Genomic DNA, 19315 nt, shown 5'->3' with positions numbered 1-19315 from the left:
TTACTCTTAAATTTCCTTAAATCTGATAAGATAGATTATATGATAAAGTGTGGTGATTTATTATAGATATTTGTCATGTCGTTTTATTAGATATCTTTCGAAAAGTAAATGGTAGTAGAAAAAGCTCAGGCGTCTATTATATGGTGACAGGTAAGAAAACGGCGCAATCTTTGTCCGACAGTCAATGGTTTGGTATAGAACGTTATTATGCCGCTTTCAAGGGGATGGCCCATGACACTTTTACTGAATCAATCGAAAGCCTGATAAATGAAGAATATATGAAGGAATCTGAAGATCATGTTTACACCCTTACTGAAAAGGGTGAACAACTTCTTGTGCGTGAGAATGATAGATTATCATTCTTAAATCATTTAAATGGATTAAAATATGCATCGATAGAGTCTACATGCTGGCAAGCTATCACGTTATATGTACAAGCTCTCTCCAATGCTCTATATGGTCATTTTAATTATTCACCAGTTGTAAGGGACTTCTCGGTGATACAAAAAGTTAAATCTGTGTTTCCTAGATCAGAGTCAGAGAGAAAAATTCAAGCGGAAAAACTTTATCGTGAATTATCTCGAGTGTTGTTAGAACATGATACTCAAATTGCTGATCTATTTGTTAAGAAACTGTCTGGCTACAATAGGATCGGAAGTACCTTCGAGCAATTATCTCGGATAAAGGGCATGAGTCAAGAAGAGACTGTACTCCGTTTCAGGGCGATTTTGCACGCTTTCATACACAAGATAGCTAGTGAAAAGATGAATTTTCCGATGTTGCACTCTCTAATAGGCTCATTTACTGAAGCTCCGGCATTAACTAGATCAGCATCTTTAACTTTTAAAATGCTAAATAACAATAAACCTCTAGAGGACATCATGATCGTTAGAAATCTGAAATTGAGTACTCTAGAAGATCATCTTGTAGAGATCGCAAGAGAAGTGCAAGATTTTCCGATTACCCCTTACATTAGTGATACAGAGTTTTTGAAAGTGAAAGAATATTACAGTAAGACGAATGAAACAAAGCTTCGGCCGTTTAAAGATGCCTTTCCTCATCTTTCGTATTTTCAAATCAGGCTAGTACTCGCAAAAGAGGGTGGAAAACATGCAACTGGAAGCAACGCTTAAAGAGTTATACGGATTTTCATCGTTTAGATCTGGACAAAAAGAGATCATAACTGACTTGCTTTCAGGTCATGATGTGTTAGGTATGCTGCCGACTGGAACAGGAAAAACATTAATCTATCAGATGGCCGCACATCTTTTAAAAGGAAGAGCACTCATCATTTCTCCTTTGGTGTCATTGATGGAAGACCAAGTAGATCAGTTTAAACAAGCTGGTTTTAAGAGGACGATCGCTCTCAACAGCTTTTTAGATCAAAGTGAGAAACAATCCATATTAAAAAGAATACAAGATTATCAGTTTGTTTTTGTGAGTCCTGAAATCCTTCAAAACTCTTACATCCGTTCTATCCTGTTGTCAGTTAGTTGGTCGTTATTCGTAGTAGATGAAGCCCATTGTATCTCACAATGGGGTCATGAGTTTCGTCCATTTTATTTAGAGTTAGCTGATATGAAGAAAGCGATGGGGGATCCTATTTGCCTCGCATTAACAGCAACGGCAACACATAAAGTACAGAACGATATCCTTCATCACCTAGACATGAAGAACGCAGAGATACATATTCATAGTGTGAACCGTCCGAACATATCTATCTTTGTTGAATGCTTTGATGATCATGATCAAAAAGTGGGGCGAGCGGTAAATCTAGTTCAGCAGCTTAAAGGACCAGGTATTATTTATACGAATACAAGGAATGCTGCAGAACTGCTAGTAAAAAGATTTCAAGATCATGAAATAGAAGAGGTCGCTTTTTATCATGGAGGCATGAATGCTGATGAAAGACTTCTTGTTCAAAAACAGTTTTTAGAGTCCCAGCTGAACATCATTGTTTGTACGAATGCTTTTGGAATGGGAATTAATAAATCGGACATCAGATTTGTAATTCATTTTCACACACCGTCTATGATCGAAGGCTATATTCAGGAAATCGGCAGAGCTGGCAGAGACACGGAACCATCTGTTGCCGTCCTATTGTATCATCCAGCTGATCTTGAGATACCATACCATTTTATTGATCAAGAACTGCCTGATTCTGTACAAGTTGATTATTTGTTTTCCGACCACATTCAGTTAAGAGGGACTACGTATGCAGAAAAACTGAAACTTGTGGGACTCTCTGAAACGGGTCAAAGATTCATGGAATATCACTTGAAAAAAGCAGGCGTTCTACATAAAGAAAATCTTGATGTCCACGAAAAAAATGCGTTGATTTCAAAAATAAAATTCACGATTGAGAGCAGAAAAGCTGATAAAATAGAATCATTAAAGGCGATTGAAAAGTGGGCAACGAATAATGAATGTAAACGAAGCGGACTGCTGAAATATTTCGGAGAACCCGTACCTGAACCAAATTCAATGTGCTGTGGTCATTGTGAAACAGATCTTTCGCATTTTTATGGAAAACAAGCGTCATTTAACACTTCTTATGAATTATGGGAAGATGAACTAAAACGACTTTTAAGACAGGAAGTGTACAACTAAAGGATGAGGAAATCTGTAAAAAACAATTGGATCGATCAGATTACACCGAAAGAACTTTTGTTGAACGTCTATTTTTCACAAAGTTTATTTATGATAGCTGCGTTAGCTCTTGCATTCTTCTTTAATGTTTCATTTCCTTGGGTGCTAAATGACATTGATCTCTCAGTAAACGAATGGCTGCTTGCACTTAGTACAGGATTGTTTCTTCCTTTTTTATCGATTCAGTTAAAGAAGAGGTTGCCCGAGCAATCATTAGATGATGGTGGAATCAACGATAAAATATTTGGCTCTCTCTCTTACATTCACATCTTTTTCCTCACAGGAATCATTGCTTTTGCTGAAGAATGGTTGTTTCGGGGAGTCCTACAATCGTTATTAGGGCTGTTTTTAACCAGTATGATTTTCGCTGTACTGCATGTTCGGTATATAAAAAAACCTGTTCTTTTTAGTATCGTATGTGGATTAAGCTTTTGGCTAGGTATGATCTATGAGATGACAGATAACATCTGGGTGCCTTTTTTAGCTCATTTCTTAATCGATTTTATTTCAGGGTGCTGGATAGCTAATCAAAACAAGAGCAACAACAATATCACAGACAGCGAAAATGGGAGTGTGGATCGGGATGAAGAATGACCAAGCAGAGAGTTTAAGAAACAAAACAGCAGACAATACGATCGCTTCTGTTCAACATGCTCATTCTTTGCCTTCTAGAAGTGAAGTACACGGGAAAAAGAGAGACGATGAAAAAAAACAAAAAAACGCTAACAAAGAAAAGAGAAAAACAACTTTTTTAGTCACTCGATTACTCTTAGCAGCTTTTATACTTTTGATCGGAATTACGCTTACTTATAAATTGTGGTCAAAAGACCTTTATATTCCTGTTCAAAGTGAAGATCGAGAAGGTGTTGAGCAAGTAGAGATCGAAGAATAAAGACCGTCTGGCTTCGAATATCCAGACGGTCTTTTTTTGTCACGAATAACCTTTCTAGGGCTCTTCTTAAAAAAGAATGTTGGTGTCGTTGTTCCAACCAAACATTTTCAGGGGCTAAACAAAGGTAAAAGCTATTTTTAAAAAGCATGAATCTGCTTGTATTGGCATAGTTATGTGTACAGGAGGTTATGCTGATGAATGCTCTAAATCACTGGAAGATAAAGCCCTTTGTTAATGAACTAACGAGTATTGTGCTAGCGCAGCTTGTTGATAGAAAAGCTGAGAAAGACAAGTGGAAAAAAGCCATCAACCAATGGGGATTATCGATGATTTTTGTTGTACTAGCAACCTTCGTTTACCTTTACTACTATAAGCTTCCAACAGCCTCAAGGTTTTCAAATCCATTAACGTTGTTATTCTCAGATGAAATGGTATGGATCTGTACAGGTTTTATTATTTTTGCGAGCTTCTACATGATCTGGATGAAAAAGAAGTACAAAAAAGCTGACGACGATTTTGAAGCGATCAGAAAAGATTTTATAGATCGTAATGAAGAATGGTGGAGTGATGAGGAACAATGGAACCAGAGGCATGTTGTTTTCGAATTTATGAAACAAGAATACAATATAAATATTCTTCACAAATAAAGAGATTTACTGGCAGGGACAGCCAAAAAATAAACAAGATTCTCGATCGTGGCGCTGACCTTGAATAACGACTGTCAATTCACAAAAATGATCGATTCTTCCGAATGCAAGTGTTTCGTGTTTTTCCGTACAATAAACTTCGATTGGAAGTCCGAGTCGCATGCTATAAGACAGCTCTGGGTCTGTCACGAGAGATTTATTTTTCAATTTAGTTAATGTCATGATGTTTTTTCCTCTCCTCTTATTTTGGTTAATCATGTAAATTAATCATACGTGAAATTTACAATTTTTTCAACAAATCTTTTTAAATATTCAAAAAATTAACGTCGAATCCTTTCTGCATAGGACGGTTATAGAAAATATGATATGATCATTTAAATCCAGATCAGGAGGGCACAATGATCTTTTTTTATTTATTCATCATAGCTGGTATAGGGCTATTACTTTATATGTATATTGAAGCACATCGAAATCGTGTCATTCATGATTCAATCAAAATTGATAAACTGCCAAAGTCATTTGAAAATTTTAAGATCTTTTTTATATCAGATGTTCATAAACGGGTTATCTCAGAAAAGATCATACAAGAATCAGAAAAAGCAGATCTTGTTGTAATCGGTGGGGACCTCGTTGAAAAAGGAGTTTCAATGAAGAAGGTAGAAGATAATATCAAGCGCCTTTCAGCAATCGGCCCTGTTTACTTTGTATGGGGAAACAATGATTACGATGTGGATACGAAGCAATTGGCTTCAACGATTGAGAATGAAGGTGCAACGATTTTAGACAATACTAGCTTCAGTATAAAAAGAAATGATGATGTCATCGATTTGGTAGGAGTAAATGATACATCGTTAGGTTTTGCCTCTCTTGAGGATGCGCTTAAAGAATGCGAATCTTCATGCAGAATTTTAATCAGCCATAATCCTGATATTTCAAAACGTATTAGCAGTGCCGATAACATCCAGCTTGTCTTAACGGGACACACTCATGGAGGACAAATTCGTATTGGGCCGCTTGGCATAGCGAAAAGAGGCGGATGGTATCATGAATTGACACATATCCTATTAGTGAGTAACGGCTATGGAGCTACACATTTACCTTTACGTTTATGTGCACCAAGTCAAACACATTTGATAACCCTAACACGGTAAAAAGTTTACATTACAACGTTTTATTCGATATACTCTTCTTAACCTATTTATTGGAGGAAGAACGGATGCCTAGTGAAGGGAAATATAACATTAAAGCGGTTTCGAAGATGCTCGGCATTCAAGCAGGAACATTAAGAGCTTGGGAAAGACGCTATTCAATCGTAAAGCCAAACCGAAATGAAGCTGGCCATCGCCTTTACACCGACGAGCAAGTATACATACTGAAATGGCTTGTGAATAAAGTGAATCAAGGTTTTACGATCAGTCAAGCGGTTGACGTTGCCCAAAATGGGGAACTTTATAAAGAAGCAGCTCCTTTTTCTATTGAAAATACGGATCGTGCAGCTGAAATGGGTAATTTGATTTTAGAAGCTCTTTTATCCTTTCAGGAGAAGAAAGCTAACGATCTTTTGAGCCAAGCCTTCAGCATGTATAATTTGGAAAAAGTCATTATTGATATTTTGGGTACATTATTAGTACACGTAGGACACCTTTGGGAAGAACAGAAAATTACGGTTGCACACGAACATTTTACTTCATCCTTTTTACGCAGTAAGATTGGACAACTTATTCAATGGCTTCCATCTGATCCATATTTACCAAAGGTTATTGCTGCGTGCGGATTAGATGAAGAGCATGAACTAGGGCTTCTGATGTTTACACTGTTTTTAAGAAGAAAAGGGTTCGAAGTTATATACTTAGGACATGGAATACCAAAAAGAGACTTTGAGGTTGTGATGAAAGAAGTAGAACCTAAGATGGTATTTTTCTCATGTACGATCGCTGAAAACTCTAAGAAAACCTTGGAGTGGGCAGAAAGCTTGGGACAAGAATTTCCGAATACTTCAATTGGTGTTGGAGGCGCAGCGATCAATCATATCTCTTCAGAAATGCAGGAGAAATACGAATCATTCCTAATTGGTAATACGAAGTTAGAATGGGACGACTGGATTGCTCAGAAGCTGAAAAATTAACATAGGTTTTATAATTTGTTGGATGTTTATCACCAACTTTTTGCAAACTCATATATTGATATTAAGACATAATAGCGCCGATCGTAAGGGGGACCAGAGATGCGGGTAGAACGGTTAACCTATAACAAAATAAAAATCTTCCTAACTTTTGATGATTTGAATGAACGTGGTATTTCCAAGGAAGAAATATGGCAGGATATCCCAAAAGTTCATCAGCTTTTCCGTGACATGATGACTGAGGCTGATGATGAGGTAGGATTCAAAGCTGATGGTCCTATTGCGGTTGAAGTTTTTTCACTTCCAGCTCAAGGCATGGTCGTAATAGTTACAAAAGGAATAAACGAGTATGAACTTGAAGAAGAATATGATGAAGATTATATAGAGATGCAAGTCACGTTAGATGAGAACGATGAGATTTTCTACGAGTTTTCGTCTTTCGAAGACGTTATATTACTTGCAAAACGCCTTCATTCTTTAGAGATTAAAGGTGGTACTCTGTATTCGTTTAATAATCACTTCTACTTAAAGTTTGAAGAAGATGAGGTCCATCCAGTAGACCTGGATCTGTTCATTGCTCTTCTTGCTGAGTTCGGAAGCTCCTCGACGATTACGAGCTATAGAGTTATTGAGTATGGAAAAGAATTAATGAAGTCCGAAGCAATAAGCGAACTGTACCGTTATTTTAAGTAATTGCAAAAGAGAGGGGCGCAAATTTTTGCGTCCTTATTTATTTTTGTGAAAAAGCTTATTTAAAATACTGTTGACTACTCGGTATTTATTCCTCTCCAATACAAGTTGATTGGAGCGCAAGGTTGTCGCCCTATGGAAAGCGAACAACCTGAAGCGGAAATTAACCACTATCAACAGCTGTAATTTAAACAAAAACAGTCATGAAAACTCAAACAGCATATAGATTGAACATAAACGAAAATGTCATGTATATATCATTGTGAATTTAGAGACAAAACGTGTTATGATTATTAATATTTTTCACATCCACTGAACCGATATGACGGCAGGGAATATAATATATACATAAACTTTTGGGCTAGGAGTGACCATTAAGATGAAAATAGCAGTATTATATGGCGGTGTTTCTGCTGAGAGAGAAGTATCCTTATCAACAGGAAAGCAGATCATCTCTGCGCTTGAAAGCAAAGGTCATGAAGTAATTGGAATTGACTTTCACCCTTCGCGACTTAAAGATTTGTTAGAACTTGAAGCTGATGTTGTATTTTTAGGACTTCATGGAAAGTATGGAGAAGATGGAAGGTTGCAAGGTCTTTTAGATATGATGGGGATTCCTTACGTAGGATCAGGTGCTTTAGCATCAGGAATCGCTATGGATAAGGCGAAATCCAAACAGTTCTTTAAAGATGCTGACATCAACATCGCTAAAGAGAAAGTTCTTTTTAGAAAATCGTATGATGAGAAGCAATTGGAGCTGTCTTTTGACTTTCCTGCTGTAGTAAAACCGAATAGAGAAGGATCAACTATCGGATTAACGATCGCTCAAAATCATGATGAACTTTTAAAAGGAATCGCTGAAGCATTTCTGCATGATGATACGATTCTCGTTGAACAATTTGTAAGCGGCAAAGAGGTTACCGTAGCCGTTATGGGGGAACATAACAACTACAAAGCACTTCCTGTTGTCGAGATCGAGCCAAAGAATGCTTATTATGATTATGAATCTAAGTATGCAGAAGGTGGAAGTATCCACTATGTTCCTGCAAGACTTGATGAGAGCACAACGGCAAAATTGCAAAAACAAGCCGTACTTGCTCACGAAGTTTTAGGCTGTGAAGTGTATTCGCGTGTTGATTTTATTGTTCCGCATGACGGTTCAGAACCTGTTATCTTGGAAGTAAACACATTACCAGGCATGACGCCGACAAGTCTGTTTCCAGATGCGGCTAAAGAGATCGGAATGGACTATCCTTCAATGATTGAAAAATTAATCGAGCTATCTTTAAAAAAGTAACATCAGATTGTGCGAGAATAGAAACGAATGTGGTCTCCACCTCTTAAACGGGGTGGGGAGTACATAATAAAGGCAGTGGACATGCCGTGTAGGTATATTGGCAGAAAATTAGCTATTTTCTCAACAGTCCGTGACTTAAGAAAGCGTTTACTTTTTAGGTGAAAATCACTAATTTTCTCTTCTCTTTGCTTATGCAAAGGTGTATACTGACGATGAAGCTTGACTAAACTCTAGAGGTGACGAATATGGGAGGTAAACAAATGACAGCCCAAAATAACACAGACCAAAAATCCGACAACCAACACGAAAATGACAATGTACTCCAATCCACGCAATCCGTAATCGCGGATGCGCTCGATAAATTAGGATACTCTTCCGAAGTTTATGAGTTATTAAAAGAACCGATTCGTATGTTGACAGTTCGAATCCCGGTTAAGATGGATGACGGAAGTACTAAGATTTTTACAGGATATCGTGCCCAGCATAATGATGCTGTTGGTCCAACTAAGGGCGGCGTTCGTTTTCATCCGAATGTATCAGAAACAGAAGTAAAAGCGCTATCAATCTGGATGAGCTTAAAAGCAGGAATTGTAGATCTGCCATACGGTGGAGGAAAAGGCGGAATCATTTGTGATCCGCGTACAATGTCATTCAGAGAACTTGAAAGATTAAGCCGTGGCTATGTAAGAGCGATCAGTCAGTTAGTAGGACCGACTAAAGATATTCCAGCTCCAGACGTATTTACAAACTCACAGATCATGGCTTGGATGATGGACGAATACAGCAGAATTAGAGAGTTTGATTCTCCTGGATTTATCACAGGGAAACCACTTGTTCTAGGTGGATCTCATGGCCGTGAAACAGCAACTGCTAAAGGTGTTACGATCTGTATCCGTGAAGCAGCAGCAAAAAAAGGTATCCAGCTTGAAGGTGCTCGTGTAGTCGTTCAAGGATTCGGTAACGCTGGAAGCTTCCTTGCTAAATTCATGCATGATGCTGGGGCAAAAGTAATCGCGATCTCGGATGCGTATGGTGGTCTGTACGATCCAGAAGGGTTAGATATCGATTATCTGCTTGAACGTCGTGATAGCTTTGGAACAGTAACAAAGCTTTTCAAAGATACGATAACAAATCAAGAGCTTTTAGAGCTTGACTGTGATATTTTAGTACCTGCAGCAATTGAGAATCAAATTACTGAAAAGAATGCACACCAGATCAAAGCTTCGATCGTTGTTGAAGCAGCGAACGGGCCAACTACACTTGAAGCGACTAGAATCTTATCTGAAAGAGGAATTCTATTAGTTCCAGACGTATTAGCAAGTGCTGGTGGAGTAACCGTATCTTACTTTGAGTGGGTACAAAACAACCAAGGTTATTACTGGACAGAAGAAGAAGTTGAAGAAAAGCTTGAAAGAGTAATGGTAAAATCGTTTGAAACGGTTTATACTACAGCAATGAACAGAAAAGTAAACATGAGACTAGCCGCTTATATGGTTGGTGTTCGTAAGATGGCTGAAGCATCACGCTTCAGAGGCTGGATTTAAATTTTTGCAAACTCATACCAAATCTCCTATCATATGATGATAGGAGATTTTTTTGGCATGCTAAGAAAATGAATAACAGTGTCTTTTGGAGTGATGAAAAAAGTGAATATAGACGTATGTATTATTGGTGGAGGGCCCTGCGGATTGGCAGCAGCTCTTGCACTACAGAAAAAAGGGATCTCGTATTGTGTAATTGAAAAGGGAAATGTAGTTAACACCATCTATCAATATCCAACACATCAGACATTTTTTAGTTCAAGTGAAAAACTCGAGATCGGTAACTTTCCTTTCGTTCATGAACAAAGAAAACCGAGGAGGATTCACGCTCTAACGTATTATCGTGAAGTGGTCAAGAGAAATCATCTTCAAGTTCGAACGTTTGAAAAAGCAAAATCGGTCACCAAACAATCTGATGGAACGTTTAAGATCCAAACAATCAATCGTAAAGATGAAACGATTAGTTACGATGCCAAATATGTCATCATCGCAACTGGATATTATGATAACCCGAATCGATTGAACATCGAGGGAGAAGACTTGCCTCATGTTCATCATTATTTTAAAGAAGGCCATCCTTACTATGATCTAGATGTTGCTGTGATCGGCGGGAAAAATTCTGCCATCGATGCCGCACTAGAACTCCAAAAATCAGGAGCGCGTCCTCACGTCTTCTACAGAGGAAGTACTTATTCACCTAGCATCAAACCATGGGTACTCCCAGAATTTGAAGCATGTGTAAAGTCAGGCAGTATTAAGATGACTTTTGATGCCTGTGTAAACAAAATAACAGAAGACGGCTTGTATGTGACGAAAGGGGACAACGAGTCTCAAACATATTATCCGTTTCAAGGTGTGTTTGCCATGATAGGCTATCACCCCGACCACTCGTTTCTATCAAAGATGGGTGTAGGAATCGATGAAGAAACCGGCCGTCCATCATTTTCTCAAGAAACGATGGAAACAAATGTCGAAGGACTTTTTATCGCAGGTGTTATTGCTGCAGGTAACAATGCGAATGAGATTTTTATAGAAAATGGAAGGTTTCACGGTGAAGTGATCGCTGAAACGATAGAGAAACGGAAAAAGAACCGATAACGTTTGAGTTGTCGGTTCTTTTGTATGTTCGCATGGAATAAATCGGGATTTATTTTAATGATTAAATCCTTACTCTTTTATTAATAATTTACGTTATTGCAGAAATAGTCTTTGCAACTGATCTTGCTCACTCGTGTTTTCAAGGGCAATCATTAGTTTTAATCTTGCTTTTTGTCCGTTTAAACCGTTTGAGAAGATCGCACCAATTTCTTTTAAGTGTTTTCCTCCACCCTCATAAGAATAAATGTCTTGTGCTATTCCATTGAAACATCTTGATACAAGTACGACAGGTATTCCATTAGATATAAGTTCTTTTATTGCAGGCACTGTTGCTGGAGGTAAGTTGCCTTGACCTAATGCTTCGATTACAACGCCATCTGCTGAGTTTGTTGCAGCTTTGATCAAATTGCCGTCCATACCTGCATATGCTTTAAGTAAGACGACGTTTTTTGAAAAATTCTTCACATGAAAGAAGTCTGAACGAATCGGTGTGTGATGGAAAAGAACACCTCGTTTTGTTACGATACCGATCGGTCCATATTGAGGACTTTGAAATGTCGCGATGTTACTAGTGTGGGTCTTTGTAACATTTTTTGCAGCGTGTATCTCGTCGTTAAATACAACAAGTGTTCCTTTGCCCAATGATTGATCTTCACAGGCAACTCGTACAGAGGAGATCAGATTGTAAGGACCATCTGAACCGTGTTCGTTACTTGAACGCATAGCACCTGTAACGATTACTGGGAGTGTAGTTTTCAGTACAAGATCTAATACATAGGCTGTTTCTTCAAGTGTATCTGTACCATGAGTGATGACGATTCCATCAAACTGATCAGAATTCGTGTGTGTGGTAATAAATTGCGCTAACTCCAGCATATGGGTAGGAGTGATATGAGGAGATGGCAAGTTCACATAATCTTTGACCGTAATTTCTGCTAAGTCAGACAGTTCTCTTAGAGTCGCCTCTAATGGGTGTGTTTCTTTCGTATTAACACCGCCTGTGGATTTGTTTTCTTCCATAGCGATGGTGCCGCCAGTATGAATTAATAAAATCTTTTTCAAGATTACCGCCCTCCTTATTCTTCGTGTTCGCTATTCCACTTCTTAAAATATCATGTTACGATATAAAAAAACAGTAGAAAAGAGGCAGGACATGCTAGCTGTAATTTCTGCAGCGGTGGCTCCGGCTATTGCTCTATTATCCTTTTTTTATCTAAAAGATAAATATGAGACCGAACCGTTATCATTGGTCGTCAAAGTATATATATTTGGCGTTCTTCTCGTCTTTCCGATCATGGTTATTCAGTTTGGAATTACGGAAGAGATGAACGTTCCTTCCTTTGTTGAAGCATTTTTTGTTAGTGGTACACTAGAAGAATTCTTCAAATGGTTCTTAGTGTTCTATGGCGCATATCTGCATGAAGAGTTCAACGAACCCTATGATGGAATCGTATACGCTACAGCATTATCATTAGGGTTCGCTTCATTAGAAAACATCTTTTACCTATATACGTTCGGAATCGAAGAAGCATTAGTCCGAGCGCTTCTGCCTGTAAGTGGTCATGCCTTATTCGGAGTGATCATGGGCTTTTATTTAGGAAAAGGGAAATTCTCGTCAGGAAGAAAGAAGAAGATCTATCTCACTCTTTCACTTCTGTTGCCCATTGTGTTGCACGGTACGTTCAACTTCCTTTTATTATCCAGCACCAAATATATTTTCTTTTATATGTTTCCATTTATGATCTTCCTATGGTGGTTCGCTCTTCGTAAAGTAAGAATCGCTAATACTGCTTTAACTCCATATAGAAATCCAGATGCGAAGACCGGTGTATAATCGGTCTTCTTTTATTTCACTATCAGAAAGTATAACTTGTTAGCACGATGTCATTCGACGTGGCAACAAGTTAAGGTAGATAGTATAAGTGCAACTAAGGTAGACCTGAAGAGCTTGGCGACAGCCAAGTTTTCTTTATTGTGAACCATGAGTCTTTGAAAAGCTGAATAAAAAATAACAGATTACAAATGATATCTCTATAACACGAAAATTGGAGATTAAATCACAGGAGGCTTACTTTCTCATGAAAAGAAATTCAGCTTACATAAAGGGAGCATTTATTGCGATTGCCCTTTGTTTTGGCCTATTAGCTGGATTTGGTCAGAACAATGCACACGCATTTTCAAACCAAGTCGTACAAGTAGGGGCAACGGGTGAAGATGTAGTAGAACTTCAGTCACGGCTTCAATATTTAGGTTTTTATACGGGGAACATCGATGGAGTATTTGGATGGAGAACGTATTGGGCATTACGAAACTTCCAATATGAGTTCGGCCTGCCGATTGATGGCTTAGCAGGTGGTACGACAAAGAACAAGTTAGCTAAAGCTTCTAAATACGATAAAGCTTGGGTAAATAAGCAGATTGATAAAGGTAAGAAGTTCTCATATTACGGTGGTGAGAAGAAAAGTGCGAAGAGTGGAGAAGCAAAAGGGGGTTCTGCTAAAAGCGGCACGCCAAAAGCTGGAACTGCTAAAGGCACAAAAGGAACGGGTCAAGCTAAAGCGAAGCCTGCTCAAGTTAAACCGGCAAAGAATACACCAGATGGTTATTCACAGAACGATGTGAACTTAATGGCGAATGCTGTTTATGGAGAATCACGTGGTGAGCCATACATCGGTCAAGTCGCAGTAGCAGCGGTTATTATCAACCGAGTGAACAGTGCTTCATTTCCTAACACAGTATCTGGTGTGATATTCGAACCGGGCGCATTCACAGCTGTAGCGGATGGTCAAATTTATCTTACGCCAAATAAACAAGCAAAAAAAGCAGTAATGGATGCTTTGAACGGTTGGGACCCAACAGGTGAAGCGGAATATTATTTTAACCCTGATACAGCTACATCAGGCTGGATATGGACTCGTCCTCAAATCAAAAAAATCGGAAAGCACATTTTCTGTAACTAATAAAGGGGTGAACTGATATGATACGCACAATCCTAATTGTACTGTTGTTCGTTGCTGTAGCAGGAACAGGCTATTGGGGCTACAGTGAACATCAAGAAAAAAATGCTGTACTTTTGCAAGCCGAGAACAATTATCAACGTGCTTTTCATGATCTGAACTTCCATATGGATTCACTTCATGACAAGATTGGCGAAACAATCGCGATGAATACACGAAATCAGCTATCTCCAGCTTTAGCACAAGTGTGGAGGTTAACATCAGAAGCTCATAATGATGTAGGTCAACTACCGTTAACTCTACTACCATTTAACAAGACGGAAGAGTTTTTAACAAAGATGGGCGAGTTCAGTTATCGAGCAGCAGTTCGTGATCTAGATAAGAATCCGCTAAGTGATAAAGAATATAATACGCTAAAAGAGTTGTACGCAAATTCAACCGAAATACAAAACGAGTTAAGAAAAACAGAATCGTTAGCTCAAAAGAACAACTTGCGTTGGATGGATGTAGAGATGGCTCTCGCTACAAACAAACAGCCAGAGGATAACACGATTATTGACGGATTTAAGACGGTTGACAAATCGGTCGAAGGTTATTCAGATGTAGACTTTGGAACTGAAGTTTCAAACATGGAGAAAATGAAAGATCGCGACCTTAGTCAGTTAAAAGGTAAAAAGATTACAAAAGAAGAAGCTAAAAAGATTGCAGTCGACTTTTTCCAATTGAAGAAAAACGTGAAGATTACTATCGAAAGCACGGGAAAAGATGCAAAGTATGATGCTTACTCGTTAACGCTATACAACCCAGATACAAAAGGTACAACATACATGGATCTTACGAAAAAGGGTGGTTATCCACTGTATGTACTTTACGACCGTAATGTAGGGAAACCAAAAATCTCACTGAATGAAGCGATGCTTCAAGCAGAAGACTTCCTGAAAAAACATATGGAGAGTCAGATGGAGATGGTAACGAGTGATCAATACGATAACATCGGAGTGTTCACATATGCTCGACTCGATAACGGAGTAAGGATCTATCCTGAAACAGTATCTGTAAAGGTAGCGTTAGATAATGGAGACATCATGGGGTACGAAGGCACAGACTTCCTTCTTGCACACGTTGACAAGAGAACCCCGACGTTTAAGATTTCAGAACAAGAAGCAAGAACAAATCTTAACCCTAAGTTCCAAGTTAAAGAAACAAGCAAAGCATTGATTCGAAACGATATTAACGAAGAAGTGTATTGCTACGAATTCCTAGGAATTCTAGGCGATGATACATTCCGCGTCTTCATTAACGCAGAGAACGGAAACGAAGAAGAAGTAAGAAAGCTTAAAGAAGCAGAGCCATCTTACAACGATATCTAAAAGAGAATTATGGGTATCGTGAACAAAGGTTTGTGTTAATTGCTTCGTTGACAAGTTGATTGGAACGGAAGGTGCGAGACTCCTGGGGGATCAGCGGGACAGGTGAGACTCCTAAGGGTGCGGAGCGCCGAGGAGGCTCACCGCACGCCCCCCCCCCCGGAAAGCGAGCAGCCTGGAGTGGAAATCAACTACTTACAACTATTACAGATTGATCGAATGTTTAAAAAGCAAAATTTCGCAACTTGAAATTTTGCTTTTTCTTTTATTTTGAAACTGTCATAATAAGGTAGAAAGATTAGAAAGCAATGTATGGGGGAAGTTTGATGATTACAGTGGGTGAACCGTTATATTTAGAGCCGTTGTTTTCCGACAAAAAAGATAAATATCGCTGCAAAGTGTTCGATGTCAAAGAGGATCATCTATATATTGATTATCCGAGTAACGAAAAAACAAACCGTACCGAATATTTCTTTGATGGAACACAGTTTAAAGCATCTTTTGTGGATAAAGAGAGGAACGTCTATACGTTTCGAACAGAGCTATTAGGTAGAAAGATCGAAAATATTCCAGTATTGATGATCACTTCTCCGAAAGAAGAAGAGATACATAAGATTCAACGAAGAGAATTTGTAAGGGTAGAAACGATGATAGACACGTCGGTTGTCAACCAAAATGATGCTTATCCACCTTTTAACTCTGTGATTCTCGATCTGAGTGCAGGAGGGATGCTTCTTTCTCTTCCGGTTGTTCATTCGGTTAAGAGTGAAGACCAGTTGAACTGTCTTGTGGTTTTTCCTATGCAATCTGGAGAAAAACTGTATCTAGATCTAGACTGCACAGTTTTAAGAGTATTTGATGGAGCGGGCGGACGACAGAAAGCTTCCCTTCAATTCGGGGAAATTACGCAAAGAGACCGACAGCATATTATTCGATTCTGTTTTGAACAGCAGCTTCTTATGAAGAAAAAAGAGAGCGTTAGTCTATAGAAGTGCATAGATCTTTTCTTTTGGGGAAAAATACTCCCGAAAAGAAGGTGGCGAATTCATGAAACGATTTGAACGGATATTGATCCAACTTGCCGTTGTTCATTTTATTTTACTGGTGGCCGCGCAGTTTTTACTTGAGATCCCATCCTTTAAGTTGTATACAAACAAGAGTATCTATTACGAAGGAGTCATCAAGAACGACCAACAACCGACTTTGGAAACCATAGACCGTTAAACACCAAGTATGGTAATATACATATAGATTAAGTCTGATGTATTCAGATTTATACACAGAAAAAAGCAGGGGAAACTCACCTGCTTTTTATTGCTATGTATGCATTGTCATAGGTATGGGGTAGGAGGAAACATGAAAAAATTATTATCGATCGCCATTGATGGACCGGCTGGAGCAGGAAAAAGTACGGTAGCCAAGCAAGTAGCTGAACGTCTTTCTTTCATTTACATTGACACGGGTGCCATGTATAGGGCATTAACGTATAAAGCTCTTTTAAAAGGAGCAGACCTTAATGATGGACGAGAACTAGAAATCGTATTGAACGATACAGATATTAAATTAGTGATCACAGAGCAAGGACAAGCTGTTCTTCTTGATGGAAAAGATGTTTCTGAAGAGATCAGAACAAGTGAAGTGACCAATAATGTATCGTTTGTTGCTAGACAGCAAGAAGTGCGTACTGAAATGGTAAAAAGACAACAGCTCTTAGCTGAATCTGGCGGAGTTGTCATGGATGGCCGTGATATTGGCACTCACGTTATGCCGAATGCTGAGCTGAAGATCTTCTTGATCGCTTCTGTAGAAGAAAGAGCTAAGAGACGTTATGAAGAAAATATGTCAAAAGGGTTTGAAGCTGATTTTGAACTCTTAAAAAGTGAAATTGCACTAAGAGATAAACGTGACAGCGAGAGAGAAGTTGCTCCATTAAGAAAAGCAGAAGATGCTATCGAACTGGACACAACAAGTATGACGATCGAAGAGGTAGTTTCAAGCATTCTTCATTATGCAAAAGAAAGGGCTTTGTAAAATGATGCTTTATTCTTTCGGAAAATGGCTATGTGGGACATATTTCAAAGGAACATATAAGCCAGAGATCGTTGGAGCAGAAAACATGCCGAAAACAGGTGGCGTGCTTTTATGTACCAACCATATCCACAACTACGATCCGCCGCTTGTAGGGGTAGCTTCACCACGAGACGTGCATTTTATGGCTAAAGCAGAGCTCTTTTCTGTACCGGTTTTAAAACATATCCTTCCAAAAATCAACGCTTTTCCTGTAAAACGCGGGATGAGTGACAAAACGGCATTAAAAACAGGAATGAATCTTTTAAAAGAAGGAAAAGTGGTAGGGTTGTTTCCAGAAGGAACCCGCTCAAAGACGGGAGAAATCGGAGAAGGTTTAGCAGGGGCAGGTTTCTTTGCTCTTAAATCACAGGCACACATCGTTCCTTGTGCAATCGTTGGAGAATATCAAAAAGGCAAAAAACTAAAAGTCGTATTCGGCAAACCGATCGACTTTACACATTTTCGGGAGCAAAAAGCTTCCGCAAAAGAAGCGACAGAGCTTATAATGAAAAATATAGCTCAGTTAAAAAAAGAGCATGAATAACTTAACCAATTATCTTTAAGAATTTACTTTTGAGTTGTTTTTTCAAAGGCATCATTGATAAATTGATTGGAGCGTAAGGTGCGAGACTCCTGCGGGATCAGTGGGACAGGTGAGACTCTTAACAGCGCATAGCGCTAAGAGGCTCACCGCACACCCCGCGGAAAGCGAGCATCCTGTAGCGCAAATCAATCACATTCAAAGGTTTGCATCATTGCAAAAACAACTCCATGATCGATGTTAATGTTCTTTCATACCGAAAGTTCAATAAATTACTTTTCTAATTTTTGAGGAGGGCACGAACATGACAGACGAAATGAGCACAAGTTTAACAAATGCTACCATGGCTGAAAAAGGTGAAATCATTAAAGGTACTGTACTAAAAGTGGAAGACAAGCACGCGTTAGTGGATATCAGCGCTAAGCAAGACGCGTTTTTACCGATTAATGAAGTTTCAAGTCTTTTCATTGAAAAGGTAAGTGACGTGTTGAATGAAGGAGATAGAATCACTGTCAAAGTACTTTCTCACACGGAAGACAAACTTCTTGTGTCTAAGAAAGCAGTGGACACTGAGAAATCTTGGAGCGAACTTGAAGAAAAGTTTAACTCTAAGGAAACGTTTGAAGTCGTCGTTCATGATGTAGTAAAAGGTGGACTAGTAGTAGATCTTGGCGTTCGAGCGTTCATCCCAGCTTCTATGGTCGAGTCTCACTTTGTAGAGGACTTTTCGGATTATAAAGGAAAATCGCTTTCTGTGAAAATCGTAGAACTTGATGCTGAGAAAGGCCGAGTTATCTTATCTCACCGTGCCGTAACGGAAGAAACAGCGGTAGCGAAGAAACAAGAAATCTTAGACCGTTTAGCACCTGGAGAAATCATTGAAGGTAAAGTGCAGCGTTTAACAGACTTCGGTGCATTCGTAGATATCGGTGGTGTTGATGGGTTAGTCCATGTTTCACAGCTTTCACACAGCCGTGTTGATAATCCTTCAGAAGTTCTTAGCGAAGGTGAGACGGTGAAAGTAAAAGTTCTATCTGTTGATCGTGATAATGACAGAATTTCATTGTCCATCAAAGAAACTCAGCCTGGACCGTGGGAAGAAGCAAGTTCTTCCATTCAAGCAGGAAGTGTTATTGAAGGTACTGTAAAACGCATCGTTACGTTTGGTGCGTTTGTAGAAGTAGCACCTGGCATTGAAGGGCTGGTTCACATTTCAGAACTAGCGAACCGTCATATCGGAAATCCGAGTGAGGTTGTTAAAGAAGGACAGCAAGTTTCTGTAAAAGTTCTTGAAGTGAACAGTCAAGATAAGCGAATGAGCCTTAGCATGAAAGCTGTTCAAGATGAAAAGGAAAAAGCGAACCTGAAAGAAAACCTTCCTAAAGAAGAAAAAGGTTTTTCATTAGCGGATATGATCGGTGATCAGCTAAAAGGTTACAAATAA

At 38.9% G+C, this 19315-nt stretch carries 21 protein-coding genes; 19 read left to right on the top strand and 2 right to left on the bottom strand.

What is annotated here, in order from left to right; genetic code table 11:
• Positions 1 to 140: 140 nt before the first annotated feature.
• The 5 genes from IHV09_RS12720 (at position 141) to IHV09_RS12700 (ending at position 4188) form a co-directional block, all read left to right on the top strand.
• Positions 141 to 1133 (top strand): helix-turn-helix domain-containing protein, encoded by a 993-nt coding sequence (locus IHV09_RS12720; RefSeq protein WP_197191539.1) that lies wholly within the window; start codon positions 141 to 143, stop codon positions 1131 to 1133.
• The gene (locus IHV09_RS12715; RefSeq protein WP_197264660.1) at positions 1111 to 2610 is read left to right on the top strand and encodes a RecQ family ATP-dependent DNA helicase; all 1500 of its coding nucleotides are present in this window, start codon (positions 1111 to 1113) and stop codon (positions 2608 to 2610) included. Before IHV09_RS12720 ends, IHV09_RS12715 begins: the two co-directional genes overlap by 23 nt.
• A 3-nt stretch (positions 2611 to 2613) precedes the next feature.
• On the top strand, positions 2614 to 3243 hold the full coding sequence (locus IHV09_RS12710) for a CPBP family intramembrane glutamic endopeptidase (RefSeq protein ID WP_197264659.1): 630 nt from the start codon (positions 2614 to 2616) through the stop codon (positions 3241 to 3243).
• Positions 3233 to 3541: a hypothetical protein gene (locus tag IHV09_RS12705; protein ID WP_197130742.1), complete on the top strand. Its 309-nt coding sequence runs from the start codon at positions 3233 to 3235 to the stop codon at positions 3539 to 3541. The genes IHV09_RS12710 and IHV09_RS12705 overlap by 11 nt, the downstream gene beginning before the upstream one ends.
• Before the next feature lie 194 nt (positions 3542 to 3735).
• Complete coding sequence (locus tag IHV09_RS12700) at positions 3736 to 4188, top strand: DUF2663 family protein (protein ID WP_197130739.1); 453 nt, start codon at positions 3736 to 3738, stop codon at positions 4186 to 4188.
• Positions 4189 to 4194: 6 nt separating this feature from the next.
• Here IHV09_RS12700 and IHV09_RS12695 read toward each other — a convergent pair whose 3' ends face one another.
• The gene (locus IHV09_RS12695; protein ID WP_191753949.1) at positions 4195 to 4410 is read right to left on the bottom strand and encodes a hypothetical protein; all 216 of its coding nucleotides are present in this window, start codon (positions 4408 to 4410) and stop codon (positions 4195 to 4197) included.
• Positions 4411 to 4586: 176 nt separating this feature from the next.
• On the opposite strand from IHV09_RS12695, the gene IHV09_RS12690 reads away from it, so the two are divergent.
• The 6 genes from IHV09_RS12690 to IHV09_RS12665 all read left to right on the top strand — a co-directional run bounded on the left by IHV09_RS12690 (position 4587) and on the right by IHV09_RS12665 (position 10936).
• The gene (locus IHV09_RS12690) at positions 4587 to 5339 is read left to right on the top strand and encodes a metallophosphoesterase (RefSeq protein ID WP_197191542.1); all 753 of its coding nucleotides are present in this window, start codon (positions 4587 to 4589) and stop codon (positions 5337 to 5339) included.
• Between the two features lie 65 nt (positions 5340 to 5404).
• Positions 5405 to 6313, top strand: coding sequence for a MerR family transcriptional regulator (locus IHV09_RS12685; protein WP_197191543.1), 909 nt, complete (start codon positions 5405 to 5407; stop codon positions 6311 to 6313).
• Between the two features lie 99 nt (positions 6314 to 6412).
• A complete protein-coding gene (locus tag IHV09_RS12680) occupies positions 6413 to 7003 on the top strand; it encodes a genetic competence negative regulator (protein WP_197130732.1) in 591 nt (196 codons plus the stop codon).
• 376 nt (positions 7004 to 7379) lie between these two features.
• Complete coding sequence (locus IHV09_RS12675) at positions 7380 to 8297, top strand: D-alanine--D-alanine ligase family protein (protein WP_197130728.1); 918 nt, start codon at positions 7380 to 7382, stop codon at positions 8295 to 8297.
• A 260-nt stretch (positions 8298 to 8557) separates the two neighbouring features.
• Entirely contained in the window at positions 8558 to 9841 is a 1284-nt protein-coding gene (locus tag IHV09_RS12670; RefSeq protein WP_197264658.1) for a Glu/Leu/Phe/Val family dehydrogenase, read from the top strand.
• Between the two features lie 93 nt (positions 9842 to 9934).
• The gene (locus tag IHV09_RS12665; protein ID WP_197191545.1) at positions 9935 to 10936 is read left to right on the top strand and encodes a YpdA family putative bacillithiol disulfide reductase; all 1002 of its coding nucleotides are present in this window, start codon (positions 9935 to 9937) and stop codon (positions 10934 to 10936) included.
• A 93-nt stretch (positions 10937 to 11029) separates the two neighbouring features.
• Here IHV09_RS12665 and IHV09_RS12660 read toward each other — a convergent pair whose 3' ends face one another.
• Positions 11030 to 11998 carry an asparaginase gene (locus IHV09_RS12660; protein ID WP_197264657.1) on the bottom strand — a complete coding sequence of 323 codons (969 nt, stop codon included), beginning with the start codon at positions 11996 to 11998 and terminating at the stop codon, positions 11030 to 11032.
• Between the two features lie 91 nt (positions 11999 to 12089).
• On the opposite strand from IHV09_RS12660, the gene prsW reads away from it, so the two are divergent.
• The 8 genes from prsW to rpsA all read left to right on the top strand — a co-directional run bounded on the left by prsW (position 12090) and on the right by rpsA (position 19315).
• Positions 12090 to 12770, top strand: a complete 681-nt coding sequence (gene prsW, locus IHV09_RS12655; protein WP_197130715.1) for a glutamic-type intramembrane protease PrsW — start codon at positions 12090 to 12092, stop codon at positions 12768 to 12770.
• 244 nt (positions 12771 to 13014) lie between these two features.
• Entirely contained in the window at positions 13015 to 13896 is an 882-nt protein-coding gene (gene sleB, locus IHV09_RS12650; protein WP_197130712.1) for a spore cortex-lytic enzyme, read from the top strand.
• 17 nt (positions 13897 to 13913) lie between these two features.
• On the top strand, positions 13914 to 15263 hold the full coding sequence (gene ypeB, locus IHV09_RS12645; protein ID WP_197130709.1) for a germination protein YpeB: 1350 nt from the start codon (positions 13914 to 13916) through the stop codon (positions 15261 to 15263).
• Between the two features lie 323 nt (positions 15264 to 15586).
• Positions 15587 to 16249 (top strand): flagellar brake protein, encoded by a 663-nt coding sequence (locus tag IHV09_RS12640; RefSeq protein ID WP_197191547.1) that lies wholly within the window; start codon positions 15587 to 15589, stop codon positions 16247 to 16249.
• A gap of 58 nt (positions 16250 to 16307) precedes the next feature.
• Positions 16308 to 16484 (top strand): DUF5359 family protein, encoded by a 177-nt coding sequence (locus IHV09_RS12635; protein WP_171005421.1) that lies wholly within the window; start codon positions 16308 to 16310, stop codon positions 16482 to 16484.
• A gap of 132 nt (positions 16485 to 16616) precedes the next feature.
• Positions 16617 to 17291, top strand: coding sequence for a (d)CMP kinase (cmk, locus tag IHV09_RS12630; protein WP_197130703.1), 675 nt, complete (start codon positions 16617 to 16619; stop codon positions 17289 to 17291).
• 1 nt (position 17292) lies between these two features.
• A complete protein-coding gene (locus IHV09_RS12625; protein WP_197130700.1) occupies positions 17293 to 17874 on the top strand; it encodes a lysophospholipid acyltransferase family protein in 582 nt (193 codons plus the stop codon).
• Between the two features lie 301 nt (positions 17875 to 18175).
• Positions 18176 to 19315, top strand: coding sequence for a 30S ribosomal protein S1 (gene rpsA / locus IHV09_RS12620; protein ID WP_197130697.1), 1140 nt, complete (start codon positions 18176 to 18178; stop codon positions 19313 to 19315).

The organism is Fictibacillus sp. 23RED33 (assembly GCF_015903925.1).
In the GTDB taxonomy this organism is placed as follows: domain Bacteria; phylum Bacillota; class Bacilli; order Bacillales; family Fictibacillaceae; genus Fictibacillus; species Fictibacillus phosphorivorans.
This window is presented reverse-complemented; position numbering and strand designations above follow the sequence as displayed.

Bases quoted from the DNA above. Each gene is read 5' to 3' on its own strand.
- IHV09_RS12720 (WP_197191539.1), top strand. From the start codon at position 141: ATGGTGACAGGTAAGAAAACGGCGCAATCTTTGTCCGACAGTCAATGG.
- IHV09_RS12685 (WP_197191543.1), top strand. From the start codon at position 5,405: ATGCCTAGTGAAGGGAAATATAACATTAAAGCGGTTTCGAAGATGCTC.
- IHV09_RS12640 (WP_197191547.1), top strand. From the start codon at position 15,587: ATGATTACAGTGGGTGAACCGTTATATTTAGAGCCGTTGTTTTCCGAC.
- IHV09_RS12665 (WP_197191545.1), top strand. From the start codon at position 9,935: ATGAAAAAAGTGAATATAGACGTATGTATTATTGGTGGAGGGCCCTGC.
- IHV09_RS12680 (WP_197130732.1), top strand. From the start codon at position 6,413: ATGCGGGTAGAACGGTTAACCTATAACAAAATAAAAATCTTCCTAACT.
- IHV09_RS12675 (WP_197130728.1), top strand. From the start codon at position 7,380: ATGAAAATAGCAGTATTATATGGCGGTGTTTCTGCTGAGAGAGAAGTA.
- rpsA (WP_197130697.1), top strand. From the start codon at position 18,176: ATGACAGACGAAATGAGCACAAGTTTAACAAATGCTACCATGGCTGAA.
- IHV09_RS12625 (WP_197130700.1), top strand. From the start codon at position 17,293: ATGATGCTTTATTCTTTCGGAAAATGGCTATGTGGGACATATTTCAAA.
- cmk (WP_197130703.1), top strand. From the start codon at position 16,617: ATGAAAAAATTATTATCGATCGCCATTGATGGACCGGCTGGAGCAGGA.
- ypeB (WP_197130709.1), top strand. From the start codon at position 13,914: ATGATACGCACAATCCTAATTGTACTGTTGTTCGTTGCTGTAGCAGGA.
- IHV09_RS12700 (WP_197130739.1), top strand. From the start codon at position 3,736: ATGAATGCTCTAAATCACTGGAAGATAAAGCCCTTTGTTAATGAACTA.
- IHV09_RS12695 (WP_191753949.1), bottom strand. From the start codon at position 4,410: ATGACATTAACTAAATTGAAAAATAAATCTCTCGTGACAGACCCAGAG.
- IHV09_RS12670 (WP_197264658.1), top strand. From the start codon at position 8,558: ATGACAGCCCAAAATAACACAGACCAAAAATCCGACAACCAACACGAA.
- IHV09_RS12715 (WP_197264660.1), top strand. From the start codon at position 1,111: ATGCAACTGGAAGCAACGCTTAAAGAGTTATACGGATTTTCATCGTTT.
- IHV09_RS12690 (WP_197191542.1), top strand. From the start codon at position 4,587: ATGATCTTTTTTTATTTATTCATCATAGCTGGTATAGGGCTATTACTT.
- IHV09_RS12710 (WP_197264659.1), top strand. From the start codon at position 2,614: ATGAGGAAATCTGTAAAAAACAATTGGATCGATCAGATTACACCGAAA.
- IHV09_RS12705 (WP_197130742.1), top strand. From the start codon at position 3,233: ATGAAGAATGACCAAGCAGAGAGTTTAAGAAACAAAACAGCAGACAAT.
- IHV09_RS12635 (WP_171005421.1), top strand. From the start codon at position 16,308: ATGAAACGATTTGAACGGATATTGATCCAACTTGCCGTTGTTCATTTT.
- sleB (WP_197130712.1), top strand. From the start codon at position 13,015: ATGAAAAGAAATTCAGCTTACATAAAGGGAGCATTTATTGCGATTGCC.
- prsW (WP_197130715.1), top strand. From the start codon at position 12,090: ATGCTAGCTGTAATTTCTGCAGCGGTGGCTCCGGCTATTGCTCTATTA.